Source organism: uncultured Aquitalea sp. (assembly GCF_945957525.1).
GTDB lineage: Bacteria > Pseudomonadota > Gammaproteobacteria > Burkholderiales > Chromobacteriaceae > Aquitalea.
This window is the reverse complement of sequence record NZ_CAMFLA010000025.1, coordinates 17,766-39,259: the sequence shown is the minus strand read 5'-3', so window position 1 is coordinate 39,259 and position 21,494 is coordinate 17,766. Positions and strand designations below refer to the sequence as shown.

30 protein-coding genes and 1 tRNA gene are annotated in these 21,494 nt (G+C 60.1%); 8 read left to right on the top strand and 23 right to left on the bottom strand.

What is annotated here, in order from left to right; genetic code table 11:
* Positions 1–4: 4 nt before the first annotated feature.
* Complete coding sequence (locus Q0P52_RS17890; protein WP_293765893.1) at positions 5–454, bottom strand: GNAT family N-acetyltransferase; 450 nt, start codon at positions 452–454, stop codon at positions 5–7.
* A gap of 1 nt (position 455) precedes the next feature.
* Positions 456–761, bottom strand: a complete 306-nt coding sequence (locus Q0P52_RS17885) for a DUF3761 domain-containing protein (protein WP_293813785.1) — start codon at positions 759–761, stop codon at positions 456–458.
* A 224-nt stretch (positions 762–985) separates the two neighbouring features.
* Between Q0P52_RS17885 and Q0P52_RS17880 the strand changes: the two genes are divergently transcribed.
* Positions 986–2,551 (top strand): inorganic phosphate transporter, encoded by a 1,566-nt coding sequence (locus Q0P52_RS17880; RefSeq protein ID WP_293765895.1) that lies wholly within the window; start codon positions 986–988, stop codon positions 2,549–2,551.
* An 86-nt stretch (positions 2,552–2,637) separates the two neighbouring features.
* Complete coding sequence (locus Q0P52_RS17875) at positions 2,638–2,832, top strand: hypothetical protein (RefSeq protein ID WP_293813784.1); 195 nt, start codon at positions 2,638–2,640, stop codon at positions 2,830–2,832.
* Positions 2,833–2,905: 73 nt separating this feature from the next.
* Here the strand turns inward: Q0P52_RS17875 and Q0P52_RS17870 are convergent, their stop codons facing one another.
* Entirely contained in the window at positions 2,906–3,130 is a 225-nt protein-coding gene (locus Q0P52_RS17870; protein ID WP_293765896.1) for a hypothetical protein, read from the bottom strand.
* A gap of 69 nt (positions 3,131–3,199) precedes the next feature.
* Between Q0P52_RS17870 and Q0P52_RS17865 the strand changes: the two genes are divergently transcribed.
* On the top strand, positions 3,200–3,412 hold the full coding sequence (locus Q0P52_RS17865) for a hypothetical protein (RefSeq protein ID WP_293765897.1): 213 nt from the start codon (positions 3,200–3,202) through the stop codon (positions 3,410–3,412).
* Between the two features lie 70 nt (positions 3,413–3,482).
* On the opposite strand, the gene Q0P52_RS17860 is transcribed toward Q0P52_RS17865, so the two are convergent.
* Positions 3,483–3,773: a putative quinol monooxygenase gene (locus Q0P52_RS17860; RefSeq protein ID WP_293765898.1), complete on the bottom strand. Its 291-nt coding sequence runs from the start codon at positions 3,771–3,773 to the stop codon at positions 3,483–3,485.
* 184 nt (positions 3,774–3,957) lie between these two features.
* Here Q0P52_RS17860 and Q0P52_RS17855 point away from each other — a divergent pair, with 184 nt between their 5' ends.
* The 5 genes from Q0P52_RS17855 (at position 3,958) to Q0P52_RS17835 (ending at position 7,190) form a co-directional block, all read left to right on the top strand.
* Positions 3,958–4,560 (top strand): HD domain-containing protein, encoded by a 603-nt coding sequence (locus Q0P52_RS17855; RefSeq protein ID WP_293765899.1) that lies wholly within the window; start codon positions 3,958–3,960, stop codon positions 4,558–4,560.
* 96 nt (positions 4,561–4,656) lie between these two features.
* Positions 4,657–5,415 (top strand): class I SAM-dependent methyltransferase, encoded by a 759-nt coding sequence (locus Q0P52_RS17850; RefSeq protein ID WP_293765900.1) that lies wholly within the window; start codon positions 4,657–4,659, stop codon positions 5,413–5,415.
* A 10-nt stretch (positions 5,416–5,425) separates the two neighbouring features.
* Positions 5,426–5,839, top strand: coding sequence for a GFA family protein (locus Q0P52_RS17845; protein ID WP_293765901.1), 414 nt, complete (start codon positions 5,426–5,428; stop codon positions 5,837–5,839).
* Between the two features lie 149 nt (positions 5,840–5,988).
* Complete coding sequence (locus tag Q0P52_RS17840) at positions 5,989–6,342, top strand: DUF4019 domain-containing protein (protein WP_293765902.1); 354 nt, start codon at positions 5,989–5,991, stop codon at positions 6,340–6,342.
* Between the two features lie 50 nt (positions 6,343–6,392).
* Positions 6,393–7,190, top strand: a complete 798-nt coding sequence (locus Q0P52_RS17835; RefSeq protein ID WP_293765903.1) for a transporter substrate-binding domain-containing protein — start codon at positions 6,393–6,395, stop codon at positions 7,188–7,190.
* Between the two features lie 198 nt (positions 7,191–7,388).
* Here Q0P52_RS17835 and Q0P52_RS17830 read toward each other — a convergent pair whose 3' ends face one another.
* The 19 genes from Q0P52_RS17830 to Q0P52_RS17740 form a co-directional block, all read right to left on the bottom strand.
* Entirely contained in the window at positions 7,389–7,862 is a 474-nt protein-coding gene (locus Q0P52_RS17830; RefSeq protein WP_293765904.1) for a GNAT family N-acetyltransferase, read from the bottom strand.
* A gap of 196 nt (positions 7,863–8,058) precedes the next feature.
* Positions 8,059–8,496, bottom strand: a complete 438-nt coding sequence (locus tag Q0P52_RS17825) for a DUF411 domain-containing protein (protein ID WP_293765905.1) — start codon at positions 8,494–8,496, stop codon at positions 8,059–8,061.
* 137 nt (positions 8,497–8,633) lie between these two features.
* On the bottom strand, positions 8,634–8,990 hold the full coding sequence (locus tag Q0P52_RS17820) for a hypothetical protein (RefSeq protein ID WP_293765906.1): 357 nt from the start codon (positions 8,988–8,990) through the stop codon (positions 8,634–8,636).
* A gap of 213 nt (positions 8,991–9,203) precedes the next feature.
* Positions 9,204–9,389: a hypothetical protein gene (locus tag Q0P52_RS17815; RefSeq protein ID WP_293765907.1), complete on the bottom strand. Its 186-nt coding sequence runs from the start codon at positions 9,387–9,389 to the stop codon at positions 9,204–9,206.
* A gap of 192 nt (positions 9,390–9,581) precedes the next feature.
* Positions 9,582–9,713 (bottom strand): hypothetical protein, encoded by a 132-nt coding sequence (locus Q0P52_RS17810; protein WP_293765908.1) that lies wholly within the window; start codon positions 9,711–9,713, stop codon positions 9,582–9,584.
* Positions 9,714–9,716: 3 nt separating this feature from the next.
* Positions 9,717–9,953: a hypothetical protein gene (locus Q0P52_RS17805; RefSeq protein WP_293765909.1), complete on the bottom strand. Its 237-nt coding sequence runs from the start codon at positions 9,951–9,953 to the stop codon at positions 9,717–9,719.
* 653 nt (positions 9,954–10,606) lie between these two features.
* The gene (locus Q0P52_RS17800) at positions 10,607–11,200 is read right to left on the bottom strand and encodes a hypothetical protein (protein WP_293765910.1); all 594 of its coding nucleotides are present in this window, start codon (positions 11,198–11,200) and stop codon (positions 10,607–10,609) included.
* A gap of 251 nt (positions 11,201–11,451) precedes the next feature.
* Positions 11,452–11,736, bottom strand: a complete 285-nt coding sequence (locus tag Q0P52_RS17795; protein WP_293813783.1) for a hypothetical protein — start codon at positions 11,734–11,736, stop codon at positions 11,452–11,454.
* Between the two features lie 455 nt (positions 11,737–12,191).
* A complete protein-coding gene (locus Q0P52_RS17790; protein WP_293765911.1) occupies positions 12,192–14,966 on the bottom strand; it encodes a toprim domain-containing protein in 2,775 nt (924 codons plus the stop codon).
* Positions 14,963–15,310, bottom strand: a complete 348-nt coding sequence (locus Q0P52_RS17785; protein WP_293765912.1) for a hypothetical protein — start codon at positions 15,308–15,310, stop codon at positions 14,963–14,965. Before Q0P52_RS17785 ends, Q0P52_RS17790 begins: the two co-directional genes overlap by 4 nt.
* 10 nt (positions 15,311–15,320) lie before the next feature.
* Positions 15,321–15,665 carry a DUF1484 family protein gene (locus Q0P52_RS17780; RefSeq protein ID WP_293765913.1) on the bottom strand — a complete coding sequence of 115 codons (345 nt, stop codon included), beginning with the start codon at positions 15,663–15,665 and terminating at the stop codon, positions 15,321–15,323.
* The gene (locus tag Q0P52_RS17775) at positions 15,662–15,835 is read right to left on the bottom strand and encodes a hypothetical protein (protein WP_293765914.1); all 174 of its coding nucleotides are present in this window, start codon (positions 15,833–15,835) and stop codon (positions 15,662–15,664) included. The genes Q0P52_RS17780 and Q0P52_RS17775 overlap by 4 nt, the downstream gene beginning before the upstream one ends.
* A gap of 366 nt (positions 15,836–16,201) precedes the next feature.
* Positions 16,202–16,486, bottom strand: coding sequence for an ogr/Delta-like zinc finger family protein (locus Q0P52_RS17770; RefSeq protein ID WP_293765915.1), 285 nt, complete (start codon positions 16,484–16,486; stop codon positions 16,202–16,204).
* Positions 16,487–16,497: 11 nt separating this feature from the next.
* Positions 16,498–16,896: a hypothetical protein gene (locus tag Q0P52_RS17765; protein WP_293765916.1), complete on the bottom strand. Its 399-nt coding sequence runs from the start codon at positions 16,894–16,896 to the stop codon at positions 16,498–16,500.
* Positions 16,893–17,606, bottom strand: coding sequence for a hypothetical protein (locus Q0P52_RS17760; protein WP_293765917.1), 714 nt, complete (start codon positions 17,604–17,606; stop codon positions 16,893–16,895). The genes Q0P52_RS17765 and Q0P52_RS17760 overlap by 4 nt, the downstream gene beginning before the upstream one ends.
* A gap of 18 nt (positions 17,607–17,624) precedes the next feature.
* Complete coding sequence (locus tag Q0P52_RS17755) at positions 17,625–17,843, bottom strand: AlpA family transcriptional regulator (RefSeq protein ID WP_293765918.1); 219 nt, start codon at positions 17,841–17,843, stop codon at positions 17,625–17,627.
* Positions 17,844–18,425: 582 nt separating this feature from the next.
* Positions 18,426–19,949, bottom strand: coding sequence for an SIR2 family protein (locus tag Q0P52_RS17750; protein ID WP_293765919.1), 1,524 nt, complete (start codon positions 19,947–19,949; stop codon positions 18,426–18,428).
* A 66-nt stretch (positions 19,950–20,015) separates the two neighbouring features.
* Positions 20,016–21,197: an integrase arm-type DNA-binding domain-containing protein gene (locus Q0P52_RS17745; RefSeq protein WP_293765920.1), complete on the bottom strand. Its 1,182-nt coding sequence runs from the start codon at positions 21,195–21,197 to the stop codon at positions 20,016–20,018.
* A gap of 179 nt (positions 21,198–21,376) precedes the next feature.
* Positions 21,377–21,461, bottom strand: a tRNA-Leu gene (locus Q0P52_RS17740).
* Positions 21,462–21,494 lie beyond the last annotated feature (33 nt).

The following is a 21,494-nucleotide window of genomic DNA, read 5'->3' as shown; positions in this document are numbered from 1 at the left end:
TTTTTCACGTTGAGCCGGGCCAGTGCAAATAGTGGTTGCGCTCGTCTGAGCGGTATTCCACAAACCCCTCGCGCTGATAAAGGCGCAGCGCAGGATTGCCGCGCAATACGCTCAAATGCAAGCCCACCCCGGCCGCGCCGGCTGCGCGCATTGCCTGGCGCAGCAGCGCTTCGCCCAGTCCCTGCCCGTGCAGCGCCGGCAGAAGCTGGATCTGGTTCAGATACCAGCCGCGCGGGCCGGCCTCGCGCACCAGTTTTAGCAAACCCACCGGCTGGCCACGCAGCTCTACCACGCAGGCGTGCGCGTAATTGAGGCGCAGGCGCGCAAGGTGGCTGTCGTCGTCGGTGGCTTCGCCCGCGCGCAGCAAGTGCTCGTTCATGGTGTCGCGGCGCAAGGCCAACAAAAAGGCTTCGTCTTCCGGCCCGGCCGGTCGCAGGCGCAGCGGGCTATCCATGTCAGCGATACCACTCGGCCACGCCGCCGTGACGCGAGCAGGTACCGCGGTGATGAGTGCTGAAGCTGTAGCTGCCGTCGCGACAGCGGGCGCTGGCGCCGTCGGGTTTCTTGCCGCTGCGGGTATGGGCCGGGCTGTGCACGGTCTGGCCGTCTTTGTTGATGTAGCTGCCTTGTTCAATCAACTGCGCATCTTCGACGCGCGGCGGCGGGGTTTTGGCCTCCACCACGCCATAAGAAAACACTAGGCCAATAGCAAGACAAAGTCTGGGCAAGGTTGGCCGAAGGGATTGCAACAAACCGGACATGGCTGATTTCCAAAATGCATGGCCAACCATTTTACGGTGCAAACCGCCCGTGCTGGCGAGCTGAGAAAGCAGGACGCGAGCAAGGCGTCTTGTTGCCGGATTGACACGGTTTATCGCACATGCTCATGGAATTACAATATTTAACGAAGCGCCGAAAAAGCCATTAAAAATCTTTAATAAACATGGCGGAGACTGGCCACTGTTATCCATGCCCGAGGTTTTCCATGAGCTCCACCGCCACTCTGCCCCGGCTGGGCAAGCCGCACCCGGCCTTTCGCAGTCTGTTCCTGCTGCTGGTGTTTGCCGGCCTGCTGTTTTGCGTGCTCAATCTGCGTCAGGATCTGGCCGCCAGCCAGCTGACCTCCTACCTGCCTTATCTGCTGCTGGGACTGGCCTTGCTGATTGCGCTGGGTTTCGAGTTCGTCAACGGCTTCCACGACACCGCCAACGCGGTGGCTACCGTGATCTACACCCACTCCTTGCCGCCGCATGTGGCTGTGGTGTGGTCCGGCGTGTTCAATTTTCTGGGGGTGCTGTTTTCCAGCGGCGCGGTGGCGTTCGGCATCATCTCGCTGCTGCCGGTGGAGCTGATCCTGCAAGTGGGCTCAGGCGCGGGCTTCGCCATGGTGTTTGCCCTGCTGCTGGCCGCCATTGTCTGGAATCTGGGCACCTGGTGGCTGGGCCTGCCGGCCTCGTCTTCGCATACGCTGATCGGCTCCATCATCGGCGTGGGCATCGCCAATGCGCTGATGCACGGCCGCGACGGCACCAGCGGCGTGGACTGGTCGCAAGCCGCCAAGGTGGGCTACTCGCTGCTGCTGTCGCCGCTGATCGGCTTTGCTTGCGCCGCCTTGTTGTTGATCGTGCTGCGGCAGGTAGTGAAAAACCGCGAACTCTATGAAGCCCCCAAGGGCCAGCAGCCGCCGCCGTGGTGGGTGCGCAGCCTGCTGGTGCTCACCTGTACCGGCGTGTCCTTCGCGCACGGCTCCAACGATGGCCAGAAAGGCATGGGCCTGATCATGCTGATCCTGGTGGGCACCGTGCCCATGTCCTACGCGTTGAACCACGCCATGCCGGCCAGCCAGGCCAACCAGTTTGTCGCCGTGGCCACGGTGACCCAGCAGTCGCTGCCGCAAGGCCCGGCTTCGGCCAACCCCCGCGCCACGCTCACCGACTACATCCGCAGTCATCAGGCCACCCCGGCCCTGCTGCCGGCGCTGGGCGAAGTGGTGGGCGGCATCCGCGAGCAAGTGGCGCAGCATGGTTCGCTGAACAAGCTGCCCAAATCCAGCGTGGCCAATGTGCGCAACGATATGTATCTGGCGTCCGAAGCCATCAATGCAATCGGCAAGGACAAGACCATCGCGCTGCCGCCGGCAACTCAGGCCAATCTCAAAACCTTCAAGAGCGAGATCGACGCCGCCACCAAGTTCATTCCGTTGTGGGTGAAAGTGGCTGTGGCCATTGCGTTGGGTCTGGGCACCATGGTGGGCTGGAAGCGCATTGTGGTGACGGTGGGCGAGAAAATTGGCAAGAGTCATCTGACCTATGCCCAGGGCGCTTCCGCCGAGCTGGTGGCCATGGCCACTATCGGCGCGGCGGATGCCTTCGGCCTGCCGGTGTCCACCACCCATGTGTTGTCCTCCGGCGTGGCCGGCACCATGGCCGCCAATCGTTCCGGCCTGCAAATGGCCACGGTGCGCAATCTGGCCATGGCCTGGGTACTGACCCTGCCGATGGCCATGCTGTTGTCCGGCAGCCTGTATTTTGTGCTGAGCAAGCTGTTCTGATGCGGCAGCCCTTTGGCCAATGGCCAAGCCCCCGGTAAAGCGCCCCCGCGCCGCAAGGCCGGGGGCTTTGTCATGGGGAAGCGCGGATGGCGGGAACCCATGGCGCGGCCGGCTTGTCCACCCAGCTTATCGGGCGTCCCGCCCCACCAAGGAGAGTCAGCATGCTGGACATGAAGCGCAATGCTGAAGTGGACCGGAAGTCATCCCTTATCGTCAGCACAGTGGTGCTGACGCTGGAGTTGGGCCTGCTGGCGCTGTTTATCCTTTTCTTGTGGCGCTGAAGGCTGCGGCCAACCCGGTAGCAGCCAAGCCCCCGCGCCGCAAGGCCGGGGGCTTTGTCTTGCCGGCGGCCGTTCAGAGGCGGTGCAGCTCTTCTTGTGCACAGCGCAGCGGCTCGCGCAGGTGGGTCAGCATGATTTGGGGGTCAAACCGGATCAGGTCTTCAACGCCGGCACTTTCCAGCATGGCCATGACCTGCCCCAGCGTCTTGCCGCTATCGTTCAGCAGCAGCCGCACCGCCGTCAGCCGGGATTCCAGCCTGTCGCCGGCGCGCTGCAAGGCCTGCGCCGCTTCGGGCAAGGGGGCGTCGCCCAGTGCCTGTTGCAGGGCAATGAGGCGGGCGCGTCAGCCATCCGCCGGCAGACAGGCTTGCTGCATGAAGCGGGCAAAACGCGGATCGGCCCGGGCGGGTTTGCGCGGCGCCTTGCTCATGGGCTTGGTCTTTTTGCGGTGCGCCATGCCCCGCAGGCAAAAGGCGCACGCAATATTTCAGTCGACAACATGAGCGCCCTGGCTGACGCTGTAGGCCTGCCGCTGCGCGATTTGCTGGACCCGGAACTCTATCGCGACCTGCCGGGCTGAAGCGGCGTGCGCACCACAAAAAAAGCGGCTGTTTTGGCCGCTTTTTGCATGCTTGCCGCGCTGGCGCGGATCAGGCGACGCGCGTCAGCTCGCTCAGCGTAAACAGCGCCACCGCGCCGTCGGTGGCTGCCATGTAATCCTGCAGATGCGGCGACTGCATATGGGCCTGCCACAGCTCGCGCGATGCCCAGCGTTCTACAAAGGTGAAGTGCGCGGCGTCGTCATTGTCCTGATGCAGGTCGTACTGCAGGCAACCCGCCTCGGCGCGGGTAACGTCGATCAGCTTTAGCAGTTCGGCTTTCACCAGCGCAATCTGCTCGGCTTTGGCGGTGATATTGGCGATCAGAGTGAGTTCGGACATGAGGTTTCCTTTAATCCCGTCAATGCTGAAAATCAGAGTGTCCATGATCGCCCATTATTCTGTTTTGAAAAACAAGACAGAAAAGCAATTTATTTCAAAAATAAATTGATAATGGCGGTACGAGGCGGGCCTGCTTGTCGCCAGGTCGATATAATCAGCGCCTACCCCTTTTGCGCCGCCTGCCATGCCCATTGCCGCCTTGCAGCAACAGTTGAGTTTTCTCCGCGAAATCGACCGTCTGAAATCCGTCGTTCGGCAATCGCCCTTGCTGGACCAAAGCCGCAAGGAAAACTCGGCAGAACACTCTTGGCACCTGGCCATGTACGCCTTGCTGCTGAGCGATTACGCCGCTGCCTCGGTGGACGCCAACCGCGTGCTGCGCATGCTGTTGATACACGACATCGTGGAAATCGACGTGGGCGATTTCCCCATCCACGCCGGCCACAGCGTTGAGGCGCAGGCCAGGGAGGAAGCCCTTGCCGCACAGCGTCTGTTCGGCCTGCTGCCGGCCGCGCAAGGCGAAGGCTTGTTGGCCTTGTGGCGGGAGTTCGAAGCCGGAGAAACGGAAGACGCCCGCTTCGCCAAGGCGCTGGACCGTTTCCAGCCCCTGCTCATCAATGTGTTTACCGGCGGCGGTACCTGGACGGAAAACAAGGTCACGCTGCAACAGGTGGCATCCCGCTATGGCCCGGCCATCCAGCGCGGCGCGCCCAAGTTGTGGGCCGTGTGCGAGGCATGGATTGAACAGCATTTTGCCGGCCAGCCTGTGAACGACGCCGGTTGTTGAACGAGGGCGGGCGGCCTTGCGCCGCACTGGCTGCTCCGCAGCCGAAAATGCTAGTAGCATGGATGGCTGGTTTGTTTGCTTCCGGCGCTGCCTGCTATGCCCCACTCTTGCGAAAACGCCCAATACACGCACCCGCGCCTGATCCCGTTGTACGACCTGCAAAACAGCGGCGTGGCGGATTATCAGTTTTATGAGCACCGCCTTGGCCCGGCCCCCCTCAGCGTGGTGGACATCGGCTGCGGAACCGGCGTCTTTGCCGTGCGGCTGGCCGCGCTGGGGCACCACGTTGTCGCCATCGATCCCGCGCCGGCCATGCTGGCGGCGGCCCGCGCGCGGCCGGGCGCGGAGGCGGTGCGCTGGCTGGAAGGCGGCGCGGCGCAATTGCCGGACGATGAGCACTACAACGTGGCGGTGATGACCGGCCACGCCTTTCAGTGCCTGCTGAGCGATGCGGAAGTGCAAAGCACGCTGCGGGCGGTGCGCCAGCGCCTGCAGCCCGGCGGCCGGCTGATGTTTGAAAGCCGCAATCCGCAGGCCCGGCCCTGGCTAAAGTGGACAGCCGAGCAGTCCCGCCATGTGCTCGCCACGCCGGATGGCGAACAGGTGGAGATCCATCACCAAACGCAAGAACTGGCCGGCGAGCTGCTGCGCTTTGCCACCCACTACCACTTTCTGCCCGGCGGCGAGCGCCTGCGCAGCGACAGCGTATTGCGCTTCATGCCACAGGCCCGTATTGCCGGACATCTGGCCCGGGCCGGTTTTAGCCGGGTGGACTGGCATGGCGACTGGCAAGGCGAGCCGTGGCGGGCCGATAGCGCGGAAATCATTGTGATTGCGCAGGCAGACCTCGAGTAAGCGGCAAGCCATGACCCATTACACCCACATCGGCGATACCCGCATCCAGCCCGTCCACCGCGCCAGCTGCCACTGCGGCGGCGTGGTGCTGGAACTGCAACTGCCGCATGGCGTGGAAAACCCGCGCCACTGCAATTGCTCCATCTGCCGCCGGCGCGGCGCGGTGTGCGCTTCCGTGCCCGTATCCGCGCTGCGCATTGTGCAGGGCGAAGCCTTGCTCACCCTGTACCAATTCAACACCCGCGTGGCCAAACACTATTTCTGCAAAGTGTGTGGGGTATACACCCATCACCAGCGCCGTTCCGACCCCGGCGTTTATGCCTTCAATGTTGGCTGTCTGGAGGGTGTGGACCCGTTCCGGCTGGGGCTGTTGCCCACCGCGGACGGCATCAATCATGTGTCTGATCGCCCGGCAGGGGAGTGACGGCGCAGGCCAGGTTGGCCGAAGCGGCCAACCATCGCACGCAGCACAGCCTGAAAGCCGCTGGCTACACCTGGCAGAAACCCTGCGCCAAGGTGCACAAGGCAGGGGCAGGGGAGGCGAGCCTGAAAGCCGCATTTTGGAGAATCGCAATGACAAACAGCGTAGTGCAAGCGGCCAGCGCCGCAGAAGCCTGGCTGGGCCTGATGGATGCCGGCAGTTACGCCCCGGCCTGGCAGGCGGCGGCAACTTATTTTCAGCAACAGATCGCCCTGCCAGCCTGGGAAGAAGCCGCCGGCGCGGGGCGCGGCCCGCTCAAGGCCCTGCATGGCCGGGTACTGCACCGCGCCAGCGAAGAACATCATTTGCCCGGCGCGCCGGAGGGCGACTATGTACTGATCCAGTATCTCAGCCGTTTTGACGGCGCCGAGCAGGCGGTGGAAACCGTCGCCATGCAGCGCGAAGACAAGGCCGGCTGGAAAGCCGTTGGCTATTACATCAGCTAGTGTGTTGCCGCCGCATACGCAAACTAAAAACACGACAGGAGACAAACCATATGAAACGACTGGCGACAGCCTGCGGCGCGGCGCTTTCCGCGATGTTGCTGGCGGGGTGTTCTACCCCCCGCGGCCCGGAGGGCGCTGCCAGCGGGGTGAGTGAAATCCGCTTTGGCACGGATGCCTCCTACCCGCCGTTTGAGTACCAGCAGGCCAAGGGCAGGCTGGGCGGTTTCGATATCGAGTTGGGGCAAGCGATTTGCGCTCATTTGCGGGCCAAGTGCGTCTGGGTGGAGGAGGACTTCGACGCCATGATCCCTTCGCTGCAGGCGGGCAAGTTCGACGCCATCCTTTCCTCGATGTATGTCAGCAAGCCGCGTCTGGCGCAAATCGACTTCTCCGAGAAGATATACAGCCCGCCCAGCCGTCTGGTGGCCAGAGCCAGCGCCGGTTTCAAGTTGGCGGATGCCGATTTGGCCGGCAAGAAGATAGGCGTAGAACAAGGCACGCTGCAGGAGCGCTACGCCAAGGCCCACTGGCAGAAGAACGGCGTGCAGGTGGAGTCCTACCAGGAGGGGGCGCTCTATGCCGCGCTGGCGAAGGGGGAGTTGGATGCCGTTTTTCAGGATGTCGTGTCTGCGGATTACAAACTGCTGCGCACGTCCCAAGGGAAGGGCTTTGCTTTTGTCGAGGGCCAGGTCGGCACGGCCGGCGCAGACGCCGGATGGGCGGCAATCGGCCTCAGAAAAGGCGATGCCGCATTGAAAGCCGCTATCAACAAAGCGCTGGCGCAAATCATTGAAGATGGCACTTATCAGCAGCTGGAAGACAAATACTTCTACTACTCCATCTACTGATTGCCTGCGCCTGGGACGATGCGGCAGAGCCCGCGCCGCCAGGTTGGCCGAAGGCCGGCCCCACTTGCCTGTTTGGGGCGGCTGACAAAAATCCGTATCACGGCTGAGGCAAGGCGCGCCGACCCCGGCAGCACTTGAGTACGGCAAGAAGGCGCAAGGCAGCATCAGGGGTTTTGTTAGCGGGTTTTAAGGCGGTGCTCACGATTGACTGGCTATTCGCCAGCACATCAGGCGTTCGCCTTCCGCATCCACCAGCCAGCCCGTAAAGCGGAAGCCCAGCGCCTGCGCCACCTTGAGCGATGCCGCGTTGTCCGGGCTGATGGCGGCGCAAACGTCCGGGGCCTCGGCGCTGCCACGCGCTTCCGCCAGCAAAGCCCGCACCGCCGCTTTGGCCAGCCCCTGCCCTTGATGGGCCGGCTCCACCGCGTAACCGATTTCCACCACCCCCGCCCGCGGCGGGCCCTTGAAACCGCAAGCGCCCACCACAAGGCCATCCAGCGTGCGCACCATCAGACAAGGCGCGCACCACAGCGGCTGGCCGCCGGCTTGCAGCAAATCCACCGCGCGTTGCAGCACATGCGGGGGCAGCGTGGCGGCCGGCGCCGTCAAGGCGGCATCGGCCAGCTGCGCTTGCAGTTGGGGCAGGGACAAACGGAGCAGTTGAATGGGCATGGCGGGGCAAAAAAAGGCGGAGGCCCGATTGTAACGCAGCGGGTCGGGGTTGGCCGAAGGCCGCCGCCCCTGCGGCGCGGCAGGGGCGGGGAAGGGCTAAGCGCCGCTCATGACACCGGGTTGGGCCCCCGAGCCAAGCGGTACTGCCGCCGGCCGCAGCCGGGGCGCGCAAACAGGCTCAGGGTGCCGCGCGGGTTTAAAAGCGGCCGTACAGCACATCGGTGCGCTGATCCTTGCGCATCACATACACCGGCTGTGTGCCCGGCTTCACCTCGCCCATGCCGGGGCTGTTTTGCGGCATGCCCGGCGCGGACAAGCCCACCACATCCGCCTTGCTGGCCAGCAGCTGCTTGATGGCCGCCGCCGGCACATGGCCTTCAATGGTGTAACGGCCAATCCGGGCGGTGTGGCAACTGCCCATGCCCGGCGTTACTCCCAACTGCTGCTTGATTTGCTGCATGTCGTCGCGGTTGACGGCGGCCACCTCAAAACCGTTTTGTTTGAGGTAACTGATATACGCCTCGCAGCAAGTGCAAGCGGGGCTCTTGTACACCGTGGCCGGCACGGCGGCAAAGGCGGCGGCGCTGAACACGGTCAGCAGGGCGGCAACAACATGAGTGCGGATAAAGGCCATTTTGGCTCTCCTTCAGGGCAAGACATCGGATAAACACCGCTGCCAATCCGGTTTTTTCCGGCGAAAAGAAAGCCAGACAAGCGGATATCAGCAGCGTGCAAAGCGTCGGCGCGGGGCCGGCGCCAATCAGTGGGATGTCACGCCCATGAAGGCGGTCGGTGAGGCGGGGTAAGCGTGATGCCGGCCAGCCGGGCCGGTTGATTGGGTACAAACACGCCGCCGGCAAGCGCGGGCGCTGCCGCCCAGGCCTGGGGCTGATACAGCGGCGGGGCGCAAAGCTGCCAGCAGCTGCCGGCGCATTGCGCGCCTTGATGACAGCCCGCAGCAGCGGCCTTGCCGGCAGCCTGATGGCAGGCCGGCTCCGCCGTTTTGGCCATGCAATGCAGGCTGGCCCTTGCCCTGTCAGCCGCAGGCATGCCCATGTCCGCCGCCAGCACATTCAGTGCGGGCAGCGCCAACATCAGCAGCATCAACAAGCGGTACAGGGCTTTCATGCCGGCCAAGATAACACCTGATGCCTTGTCGGGGTAAACACAGTGCGCCATTGCTTGAGGGACATCAAACCCGCCGTCGCGCCGCCCTTCGGCCAAGCTTTTCTGTGCGCCGCCCACCGCGCCGCAAACCCCACCCGGCAGTGGCCGCCAGCCACCGGGCGCGCCATGAAAAAAACCGCCACAGGGCGGGTTGATTGCTGCATCAGCGAGGGATCAGGCGCTGGTGTTGATACGCGTGCCCACCGTGGCGGACACCGGGCCGCGCTGGTTTTCTACCTCGCCCGCGCGGCTGTTGTCCGTATCCCCGTCACTGTCCACTTGCGGCCGCGACGCTTGCGCGCCAGCGGAAAGCGCCTGGTAGTGCTGGTAAGGCTGTGAACTGCCAATGCTGGATACCATGGCTTTATCCTCTTCTGGGGGGGAATTCCCCACGCTAGCCTGCGCCTGCTGCCTTAAGCCAGCCTTAAGAGCGGGCAACAGCAATCCGTATCACGGCGGAGGCAAGGCGCGCCAACGCGGGCAGTAATGAGTATGGCAAGGAGGCGCAACGCAGCAGCTGGCGTTTTGTCAGCGGCTTTAAGCGCTGCGCGACTAAAACAACAGGCGAAGCTGGCTGTTCGCCCGCAGCACCTGTTGCTGCAAGGGCGTCAGCAACACCGTCAGCTGCTGTGCCGGCAAGGGCTGCCCCTCCGCATGACCCAGCAGCGTAATCAGCCCGCTCAAGCCCTAGCTGGCATCCGCCAGCGTGCGCAAACCCTCATACAGGCAGTCTTCCAGTTGCTGGCACAGGCCCTGAATACGGTTGGCCGAAGCCTGCAAGGCCGGCTCTACCTGCGCACCCAACAGCGCCTGCAACTGCAACAACACGCCCTGCAACGCGGCCAGCGTCAGCGGAGACGCCGCCAGCGCGGCGGCACCTGCGGCAAATGGCTCATCGGCATGCACCCCGCTTGGGCAGCGCAAGCAAACAGCCGAACAGCCGGCCTTCGGCCAACCTTGATAGCGGAAACAGAGCAAGAGAGGGGAAAGAGCGCGACAAGGCGCGAAGAGTGCAAGACATGCAAGCCTCCTTTGTGAACTTAAAGCCCACGTCCCGCCGCCAAGCGGGGGTGGTGGGCGCAAGGCAAGGTTGGCGGACCGGCACAAAGGAACCGGCGCGTGCAAGCACGCCCCTGCCAAGGCCCACCATGGAAACAGGCATGCCAAGGCAACGGACAAAAAATGCCGCATACGCGGCTGTCCGCCTTTGTGTTCGGGCCGCCAAGCCCGTTCGCGCTATTGAACGCGACGCGGCATTGTTAAGCCGCATCGTGGGCTTGATAACTTGAGGGATGGGAGCGGAAAAAAGAAAACCCCGCTTGGCGGGGTCTCTATCGAATGATAGCTTGAAAGCATTGTGTGGTAATGATTCTGCGCGGTGTGATAATTGTTTGTACCAACAAATATACCAACACTGTTGTGAGCTTGACCCACATTTGTACAGTCTAGAACTGACTTAAGGAAAATGGCGGCTTACGACCCAGAGCTGCCGTAGCCGGTTTTTGAAAGCTGACGCTCAGGAACGTTTGAGTTCACAGGACTGCGCAGCACTTCACCCAGCTCCGGTGGAATGATGGTTAGGTTGCATTTGGCAATGGTCCTCGCCATTGAAGGTATGCCTTTCCCTTATGAGTGACCTCAATTAGATCGGTGCTCAATGTAATGAGTGAGTGCGCTTGTAACGCATTGATGATGGTGCGTCTTTCCTCTGTGCTCGTGATAACTGGCAACCAATATGCATCAAACATCGAAGTCGTTGTTCTCGCTGGAAGAGCATTTAACCAGTCGAGGACCAATTGCGTCGAGTGCGCTAGAAAATAATTTAGGTAGCGGTATTCCCAGAGCTCGGCTCGCGCACGTTCTGCTGCAAAGGCCTCGCTTACAACCTTTTGCTGTTCTGGGGTGAGCGTGAGGTTGTCGGGTAGTGGTAGAGGGTCCGGAGGTGTCGTCGGTAGTTGCTCTCCTTGAGGCTGAAGTGCTTCGCTGTCTCTTTCGATTTGGGTCGTAGAAAACTCCCCGCCACCTGGAAGTCGTACTTTTGCGACGCGTTTGAGAAGGCTTTTAATGTCGTCTTTGAACAGAACGAAGAACGTGATTGCAGTCGCACCTGCTGCAACTTGGGTTGTCAGGATGACTTTGAGATATTCAAGGACCAGCGTTGCAATTTCCATAGTGGGTGCCTAGCGATAGGGGTGTACAACCCAACTTTGTTTTAGGGAGACCGATTTGACGCATAACTTCAGTGCCTGTCTCCCTAATTTTGGACTGTCATATGCCAGGAAACCCGCACCGTTACGGAATTTTAAAGTGTTTAACATGGGTGCATGACAACCAAAAAGGTCGAAAAAGGCAGCGTGCCAATACGTTAGCATAAAGCCGGCGCTGAGCTTCCTCTATGGGCAAGCATGACCGACGGCAGGTATTAGCCGAAAGCGGCCATCTCACTCTTGGCCAGCATCTCCACCAGCCAGGCACACACATCAAAAAAAGCCACCAAACCGTGGATGTACCCCGCAAAGCCTTGCCAGGCAAGGGTTTCAGTCCCACGGTTTTGCCCACGGGTATTTCCTACATTCCGTGGATGCTTCTGAATTCTCAATAAAATCAATGCATTGAAGGGATGGTGCCATCCACGGTTTCCACGCTTTCGGGGTGTGAAACCGTGGATGCATTTGGCATTGTGAAACCAATTCCGTGGATTGTCCATTCTGCCCTTTTCACTGCTTTTCTATCTCTATCTCTTTGATTTTTATAAAAGAAGAAGAATAAAGAGGGGCGAAGCAGCTAAAAACGGGTTGTGGAAGTTTTGGGGCAAACCGTGGAGATTCAGACCGAAACCGTGGATTTTTGAAGGCAAACCGTGGGCAGGGTTTCCTAGTGGAATAAGGCTTTCAGCGGGATTGGACCGTCAATCCACGGGTTTTTTTCACTTACTCCCGAGGTCAACGGCCAGAAACCGGGCTTGCCAGGCGGGTTCGCGGCCAATGCGCGTTGTCAATGTCATAAATGGCGTTCAAAGGGATTTGCAGTTTGGTGACTTGCCGGCATGTTTATGCAGCGCATCGGCGGATGTGCCGATAGGCAGCAGGCAGTGGCTGTGCTAAGTGGCCAGACAGCAAACAGCCCGCGCGGGGCGGGCTGTTGTGCTTGGGCGGCGGTTGCTCAGTGGTTGCGCTGGGTGTCCGGGCTGGCATACAGGCCCAGCTTCTCCAGCTTGGCCAGGCTGATGGCGGTCAGGTGGCCATGCCGGCGGCCGTGAATGGTCTTTTCGATATCGTCGGCCAGCACCACGCCGCTTTGCAGCAGCTGGCTTTTGAAGATGCGCCCGGTTTTGACCGGCAGCGCGTCGTACTTGCCGCGCAGGTGGTTGGCGGTGGACAGGTGGTCCATCACATGGTTGGGACGGATGAACAGCGCCATGTCGCTATGGCCATCGGCGGTTTTGAAGGTATCCCAGCAGTACGGGTGTTCATAGCGATGGGCGTCCAGCTCGGACAGCAGAATCTCCATGATCCACACCCACGGCAGGCGGGTGCCGTCGGTATCCACAATGTGGCTGTTCATCTCGGCCAGCAGGTCGTCAATGAAGCCACCTTGCTGCAAGTCGATTTCGGCAAACTCGCACAGCAGCGCCCAACTGGTGAGGATGGCCGCATAGTTCTCCATCATCCGCTTGGCGGTGGCGTCCCCCTCCGGGGCGCGGCAGTGCTGGCGGCAGTAACCGACATAGTGCTGATGCAGGTCACGTAGCCGGGCCGGTGGGGTTTCGCCTAGAAACTGCAGCCATGGCCATAGCGGGAATTGCGTCAGGTCGTGCGGGATGATGTTGCCCTGCCGGGCTACTGACAGGCTGCTGCGGCACAGTTTGGATTGCAGGCTTTGCACATCCACTTCTTCACCGGCCAGCAGGACCGGGGCGCACATCAGGTATGGCGTCAGTGCTGCCCCCACGCGGGTGAATTCAAAGCGATAGGTGGACTGCAGCAGCGCGTCGATATCGGCCAGGATGTTTTTCGGTAGCTTGCTGAATTCGTCCCAGCCCACCGGCTGCGAGGTAAACGACACGGACGCCCGGCGGCGGTGGTCGGTCTTCAGCATCTGGCCCGACAGCACCTGAAACGCCAGCGTGTTTTGCAGGCTCTCCAGCAGCCGCGATTTGCCCGAGCCCTTCTCGGCCTGCATCTGCAGGTGGGGATAGAAACCCAGCACGGTTTTAAGGTGGCTGCCCAAGCCCCACACCAGGGCGATGGTGGCGGCATTGTGCTTGAAGGTGTCCTGGTAGGCGAGAATCACCGAGCGGGCCTGATGCCGGTTGCCGCGCGGGAAAGTCAGGTTGTAGTAGAGGCATTGCTTTTGCGGTTCGACAAAGTAGCAGTCCTGCCCCTCTTGGGCGGCCAACTCTCCAGCCTTCCACGCCAGCCCGACAAAGTTGACCACATCGCGCGCGCCCAGATCGGCAGCCCGTTCCATCAGGTTGACCAGGCGCTGGAATTGCGCCGGTTTCCAGATGGCGCCAAAGCGGCTTTTCCACCACTCCAGGTTGTACAGCTTGTCATCGGTGGCCACCTCTCGGTGGAGAATCACGCCATGCCGCGCCAGTTGGGCGCTGACGCCAAACACGGTTTCCGGCTGGTGGTCGGGGGTGCCGCTGATGGTGGCCAGATGGCTTTGTATTCTGAGACGCGACAGGCCGGCGACGCGGAAGGAACACAGGTCGCCCAGCGTTTCCGAGCGGTTGCCGTCGTCGTCGGTTTTGAATTCGTCCACGTACTGGGTGAAATCCTCTTTGACGCGGAAGCGCCAGTACACGGCAAAGTCATGGCCGGGCAGCTGGATGCGGCGGGTGCCCTCCAGCCGTTCGCCACCGCCGGGCATGCCCGGCACCAGCCACGGCTCCAGCTTGCGCAGGCGGGCGGTCAGCTCCTGGCCGCCATGGCGTTGCAGCACGTCGTTGATGTCTTCGCCTTCCTCCCAGTCCTGCATGTCCACCAGCAGGTGGCCAATGTCGGCGGCAATGAGGGTTTCAGACAAGCGCCAGGCGGCCGCCAAGCCCGGCCGTTGCCCGGTGTGCGGGTTGACCGGGTCAGTGTGATCGAGCGCCACCAGCACCCGCTTGCCGCGCAGGAACGTCCAGTCGATGCTGTCCACGTTGCCGGTACCGCGCAGCGCCAGGCTGGCCACGCTGTGGTGGGTGACGCTATCCACCGACAGCGCGTTGACCGGGCTTTCCACGATGACGACCGTTTGCGCCCGTTTCAGCCGCATGGGATCAGCCGTCCAGCCATGGCCCTCGCGTTCTCCCTGGCATTGGGTCTTCACCCCGCCATTCAGCGCCGGATCGGCATAGCGCAGATCCACCGCCACCACGCCGGCCGACAGTGTGCCGCGCACGATGAAGGCGGCGGCCGGCCCGCCGTGGCCGACTTCGTCGGGTGGCAGCTTGGCGCTGAACCAGTCATTCCAGCCCAGCGTCTTGCACTGGATGGCGCGCCGGACAGTGGCCTCGTCAATGCCGCGGCCGGTCAGGTAGGCGACTACCGGTTCCGGCTTGGCCAGGCTGCGTTCGGCAATGTAGTCCAGCGTCGATTTGCGAGTAGGGGCAGTGTGGCTGCCGGCACTGTCTTTCTTCATCGCGGGTTGCGGGACGCTATACCACTCGCCCAGCAGCCTGGCGGCCGCCAAAGGCGTTGTCAGTTCCGGCCGGCAGTATTGCACCAGGTCGATGCAGCTGCCGCCGGCGTCGCCGCTCCAGTCTTTCCAGCCGCGCCCGCCGTCAAAGATGGACAGCGAGGGGCTGCTGTCCGGGTGGTGCGGGCTGTGATAGTTGCCGCGACTGCCTTGCCGTTGCAGGCCCAGCTTGTCGGCCAGGTCGTGCAGGTCGATATCGCGTTTCAGTTGGGCGAACCAGTCGCCCATCGCTCCCTTGGCGGTGGTCATGGCGTACCTCTGCTTATGGGGTTGTTGTGCATCAGGCGGTCGGCCTGTATCAGCAAGCGCTCTTGCAGGTTGGCCAGCAGCGATTCCCGCTCCTCAGGGGTGAGCATCGGCAAGGCGGCGTCCAGCGCCGGCCGCAGCGTATCGAAGAAACCAGCCAGGACGGCTTCATCGGCATTGACCTGCAGCTGGGGCGCAGCCTCTTGCCGGTCGCGGAAGGTCAGCAGCGTGTCCAGCAGCTCCAGTGCGCGCAGGTGGCCAGACTGATAGGCCCAATGGCGCAGGGTGGTGGCGGCAGGCAAGCCAGGGGCGGCTCGCCCGTTTCTCGGGAGAGTGGTGTGGGTCATCTGGAGCCCCTTAGAGGAGTTGGCCGATATCGGCGCTGGCGTGGACGACTTGCTGTTGCAGCGGGGTCAGCAGCCCGGCCAGGCGATGGGCCGGCATGGGCTTGTCCTCGGCATGCTGCAGCAGATCAAGCAGGCCCTGCAGGCCGTCGCCGGCGCGGGCCAGCGAGTGAACGCCATTGGCGAGGGTGTGCTCCACGCGCTGGCACAGGCTGGCCAGCTGGGTGAGCGAGTCGCGCAAGGTGGCTTGCTCCGGTTGGCTGGCCAGCATCTGCAGGCGGGCCAGTTCGCCTTGCAGGGCGGACAGGGCAAGGTGGGCGGCCGGCGCGGCCTGGCTGAGGGCGTGCAGGGTGCTCATGCGATCACCTCCACAGCGAAACCGGCGGCGGTGCGGTGAAACACGGCGCGGTGGCCCTGAGCGACCAGCAGCGCAGACAAGGCGCGGGCTTCGGCCAACGTGGGCAAGACGGAAACAGGGATAACGGGGGCGGGGAATAGTTGCGACAGGGCGCGGGAAAGCTTAGGCATAGTGGCCTCCAATGTGTGGTTGGGCCTGCCGTCCGCTGCTAAACGGGGGTGGCAGGCACGTGACAGGGTTAGCAGACCGGCACATTGGAACCGGCATACCCGAAGGTATCCCCACCACGACCCGCCATAGAAAAATGGGCGCACCGATAGCGGTGTACGGACGTAAAAAAGCCGCCATGGTGGCGGGTGTCCGCCAATGTGTGTCGGGCTGCTAAACCCGGTGCCGCTATTGAACAGCACGCAGCTATTGTTAAGCCGTCGCCCTGGCTTGTCAATACAGTGAAAGTGGGTAGGCATGGCATGTGACTCGGATTCGCAAGGCCAACGTATGGCCAGAACTGGCCCGGATGACTCCGGGCCGGTGGCTTACAGCACGGTGTGACGCAAGCGGCCAGGCTCGCGGGTGATGGCCGTTGCCGGCGCTTTGGACGGGCTAGCGGTTGGCGGCAGCTGGCGCAGCCGCTCGGGCGGAATCACCTGGGCCGGGTTGACCGGCTTGGCCAGCGTTCTGGGGTCACCCTCCAGCGTCTTGTACTGGTGGCAGCAGGCATCGTTGCTGCAGTTGTAGTAGGTCTCCTTGGTGGTGGCGGACAGCATGCGGCTGGTTCTGACGCGGGACGCCGCCCCGCATAGCGGACAAGGGAAGGCCATGCGGTGCTCCTTTAGCAGTCGGTCAGTTGCGGGATATCGGCCATCGTGTGGCGGCGATGGCTGAAGCCGGCGCTATGCCGCTCGGCATTGCCGCAACCGCTGCACACCTTGCCGCTGTTGCGCTCCACCCGCACGGCCTTGTCGTCCCACAGTTCCACCATGTCGGCGTCTTTGACGTTGGTAATGGCCAGCTCTCCCAATCCCTGACGGTTGAGCCAGTCTTTCACCTTGCCGGCTTGCACCGGGTCGGCGGCACGGGCGGTAAAAATCCGCACTTCGTAATCGCCCTCACTCAGCCAGGCTTTGACGCGACTCAGCATCGGCTGAACCGGTTTGCCGATAGCGCCCTTGTTGCTGGAACCGACTTCGGCCAGGGTGCCGTCCAGGTCTACTGCGATCCATTTGCTCATACGTTCAACTCCTGTTTGCGGGTTTCCAGCTCGCGCTGACGGGTCATCGATACGGAGAGCGTGAATTGCCCGGCTTCGGTGAGGCCGTCTTGCCATGGCAGCGCCTGAATGATCGGCTCCTGGCTGTCGTCGCGCTTGAAGTTGGCCACGCGCTGTTTCAGTGCGCCGGCAAGATCGTGCAGCGCCATGTCGATGGCGGACTGGTAGCCGGTCTGTCGCCAGGTGGCCCACATCCCCTCGCGATTCAGCGCGTCCTCCCGCAGCGAGAGGGCCGTCAGCAGTGGGTCAATCTGTTGCAAGGCGGCAGCCATATAGGCGTCAGCCAGCATCTCCAGCGCCCGGTTGCGTCGGGAGAGATAGCCCTGGCCAGCCTCCAGCATGGCCAGCTCGGCTTCATCGCGCGCCAGCTCCAGTTCATCCAGAAGGCTGCGGAAGTCTTCGGCCTGGCTGTAGGCGGCGCGCTCCTCGGCGCGCAATGCCTGCAATTCCTTGGTGTTCTTGCCCAGCACCTGGCGCAGCAGGGCGCGGGCTTGCTCCTTGAAGCCCTGAGCGCTGGCTTCGGCGGCTTCGGCCGCCTGCTGTTGCTGGGTGAACAGCACCGCCTTGGCTTGCCAGTCCTGGCGGGCCTGCTGATAGGTGGCCAGCGCGGTTTCAGCTTCGGCCTGTTTCTGGACGAGCGCGGGGCTCGGAGTGATAGGGGAATGGGACATAGGGAGTTCCTCGAGTTGTTATTGTTGGCGGGCTGCGACGCGGCCGGCCATCCAGGCATCCACCTCAGTGGACAACCAGGCCACGCTCTTGCCGCCCAGCGGCACGGAGGCCGGGAAGCTGCCGCGCTTGATGCTGTCGTACAGCGTCGAGCGTGACAGACCAGTTAGACCCATCACCTCGGGCAGACGGAGGAAACGGGCGGGAGTGGATGGGGTCGGGCGGCTGGAAGTGGGCATGTTGTGTCCTGTCGTTATGGGGTGGATGTGCTCGGTTTTGCCCGGATGTGCCGGGCGACGGAATGCAGTATCCCCAAAACAAAATGACCTGAAACGCGAAGCCCGTTGTATGAAGGCCCCATACAACAAGAGGAGAAAAAACGCCCAAAAACGATAGGCTGCGGGACGGTGACGGAAGCGGCTGGCAGCGCTCGGATCAAAAACGGCGATAGTCCACAGACGTCCGGACGCACAGGCAGGAAATCAGCGCGCGGGCCTGCATGAAAGCGCATAACGCTGCATGAAAACGCATGAAAAAGGGCGGGGTGCCAGGCGCAAACAAAGCCCGGCGGGGCGGGCTTTGCGGGGAGTCATGCAGGTGCAAGGAAAGCGGCACATGAAGACCGGAGGCGGGGCGGGGCTACGATTGCGCGCGCCGGGGTCTGGCGGTAGTTGGTGGGCTGCCGGCGCTGTAGCGGCCTTGGTGCGACGAACACGGATGCCGACGAGTGTCGGAACCTGATTGAGTGAGCGTTTATGAAAAATATAAGGAGAGGCAAAGTGCCCCCTCCTATGTGTAAATGTTAAATACGAATGCTTAATTTAAAAACCATATTTCTTCCAGTCATAAAATGCCATTAATCTTCTGAAGTGATATTTGTATTTGCTGTTAATTATTCGCTCGTAATTTTGAGTGATATATTCAAGCAAAGCATCTAGGTCAATGAAAGTGAATAATGGAGTCAGGCATAGAATCTCTGGCTCAGTCGCGGATTTTATGAAGTCGGAGAATGAGCCGCTTGCATATTTTGCAAAAGCAGAGGCGTTGCCTGTGACAAAGTCTTGATTTTTTTTGTTTATGTGGCGATCAATTCTGAATCCGCTTGCTCTGTATTCATCCATTGATTTGATGTCTAATTTGCTTAAATATTTAAATATGGGTGCAAATTTTATTCCTCCTTGGAAAGATGGTATAGTTATTGATAGTATACTGCTTGGGTCAAAATCTTTATTATCATAAATAAGGTCTTCAAACAGGTCGTTGGCAGTTATTGCTTTATAACCAGTTGCCCCAAGCTTTCCAATCACTCCTAGGCCAAATACGATTTCGACGTCTGCTGCGTACTCTATGTTTTCAAAGTCGACCACGGCAATTTTCTTGTCAGGATTTTGACCTTGAACAACTTCGTATAGGCGTTCTTTGCAAAATCTCAATACTCGAGCAGGTAGTTTGCGTTCGAATTGAGCGATTGCATTGTATACTGGGGTAAAATCTTTTGATTTGACAATTTTAATTGGAATTTGAATTGAGTCGAATTGTAAGTAGGATGTCTCAATTGTTGGGCCGGTGCTTGGCTCTTTCCTGTCAATAAATATTAAATTATCTCTTAATTTTTCTATATTTTCACTGCCAATGCATAATGAAATTGATTTCAATAATTCCCGGATGTTGTTGTCTGTTATTGAGTAGCCGATAAACACAACGGGATGTTCGACAAATATTGTTATTAATTTTGATGCCAGGTATGCATTTCGGCTATTATAATCTTGATAGTCACTGTCGGTTAATACTAGGCTTTCTGGGTTGCAGCAGGTTCCATGTATTTTATATATTTCGCCTATGTTAAGTGTGTTTGAGAAGAGTAATTCATTTTGACCAGAGTAGACTATATAGTCGGGGAATATATTCTCTATGAGCATATCCCAGTTGGTTGTTATTATTCCATCGACATCGCATGTTCTCAATGCTTCAATTTCATTTTTTAGCTCTTCAGACGCTATGTTGGGTTCTGATTTTTCAACTAAATATTTACAAATTTCATATTTAATTGGGGATGATTTATTTTTAATTTCATGTGCGTAGGCATTTCGGCTGGATTCAAATCTGGCATCGCTCCACCAGATATCATGAAAGTCATTTGCAAGTAATGTGGCAGCCAGCGGAATGTTTTGGTTAGAGCTGCTTCTGTAGTAAGCATATGGTTTGGTTGATATGCAGAATTTTTCCAGAAGGCCTTCCCAGTCTTCAAGGCCAATATATCGCCTAGAAAAGCCAGAGCCGAGAAATAGAAATGGGCCTGAACTTCTCTGAGAAAAAATTGCACTGAGTTCTTCTTCGATATCCATAATCGTCACCATTAAAATTTAAGCTGCGCTGGCTAAGCAACTACTAATAAGATTTTTTATACTATTCTAATGCTTTTGTGAGTCAAGAAAATCCGCCCACCACTGCATCATCTTGCGCCGTTCTTCCAGATACTCCGCCCGGTGGTAAGCCGCCCGTATCTTGTTGCGCTCCGCATGAGCCAACTGGCGCTCGATCACGTCAGCGTTGAAGCCTTCCTCATTCAGCACCGTTGATGCCAGGGCGCGGAAGCCGTGGGGTGTGGCTTGGCCTTTGTAGCCCATGCGGCCCATGGCATAGCTCAGGGTGTTTTCACTCATTGGCCGGTCATGATCTGTCATTGCCGGAAAGAGCAGAGCACCACGGCCAGCAAGCGGGCGCAGTTGCTTCAGCAACTCTAGCGCTTGTGATGACAATGGCACAATATGTGCCTCCCGCATTTTCATGCGTTCTGCCGGAATCCGCCATTCGGCGCGCTCTTCATCAAACTCTTCCCAACGGGCATGCCGCAGTTCGCCAGGGCGAACAAAAGTCAGCATGAGCAGGTGCATGGCAATGCGGGTTGGCTGGTAGATTGGTTCTGCTGCCAGGCGGCGGTAGAACTCTTTCAGTTCGCTACGCGCAAGCGCGGGCCTGTGCTCGACTTTCGGGGCGCGCAGTACACCAACTAGGTCGGCGGTTACATTGTGAGTAGCACGGCCTGTCTGGATGGCATAGCGCATGACTGCGCCAATTCTTTGGAGTACTCGCTGGCCAGTCTCGATGGCTCCGCGTTTTTCGATCTTGCGTATGCAATCCAAGATGATGGGGGCGGTGAGACTGTCGATAGGGTATTTGCCCAGATCGGGGAATGCATCTGCTTCCAGTGACTCGATGACGCGCTTGGCATGGCCCTCGCTCCAGCGGGGTAGTTCCTTGGTGTACCACTCTCGGCTGATGGTCTCGAACGAATTTTCTGCCGCCAGCTTCTTTTCGCGTTTCTGCTGTTTTTTCTCTTCGCCTGGGTCTGTGCCGGCTTGCAGCAATTTGCGGGCAGCTTCGCGTTTCTCTCTGGCCTCTTTCAGGCTGGTATCAGGGTAGACGCCACATGCCAAGGTCTTTTGTTTGCCGTTGAAGCGATAAGACATGCGCCAGTACTTGGCACCGTTGGGCATTACCCACAAAAACAAGCTGCCGCCGTCTGCCAGCTTGTCGGGCTTGCCATCCTCACGGGGCTTGGCGTTTCTGATGGCGGTATCGGTCAGCGGCATGTTGGTATTCCTCGCGTTGGTATTTCTACGAGGAGGGTAACTTCGTACCAACAGAAATACCAACGTTTGGCGCTGGCTTTGGTTGGAAGGTGTCGGACTGTTTTGGACAACAAAAAACCCGCGTAGCCTTGTGCTGTGCGGGTTTTCTGGACTTCTGAGGACTTCTCTGTACGTTGCGATGGTGCCCGGGGTCGGACTCGAACCGACACACCTTGCGGCGGGGGATTTTGAATCCCCTGCGTCTACCGATTTCGCCACCCGGGCATCGCAAGAGGAAAGCAGTCTATCGCATGCGCG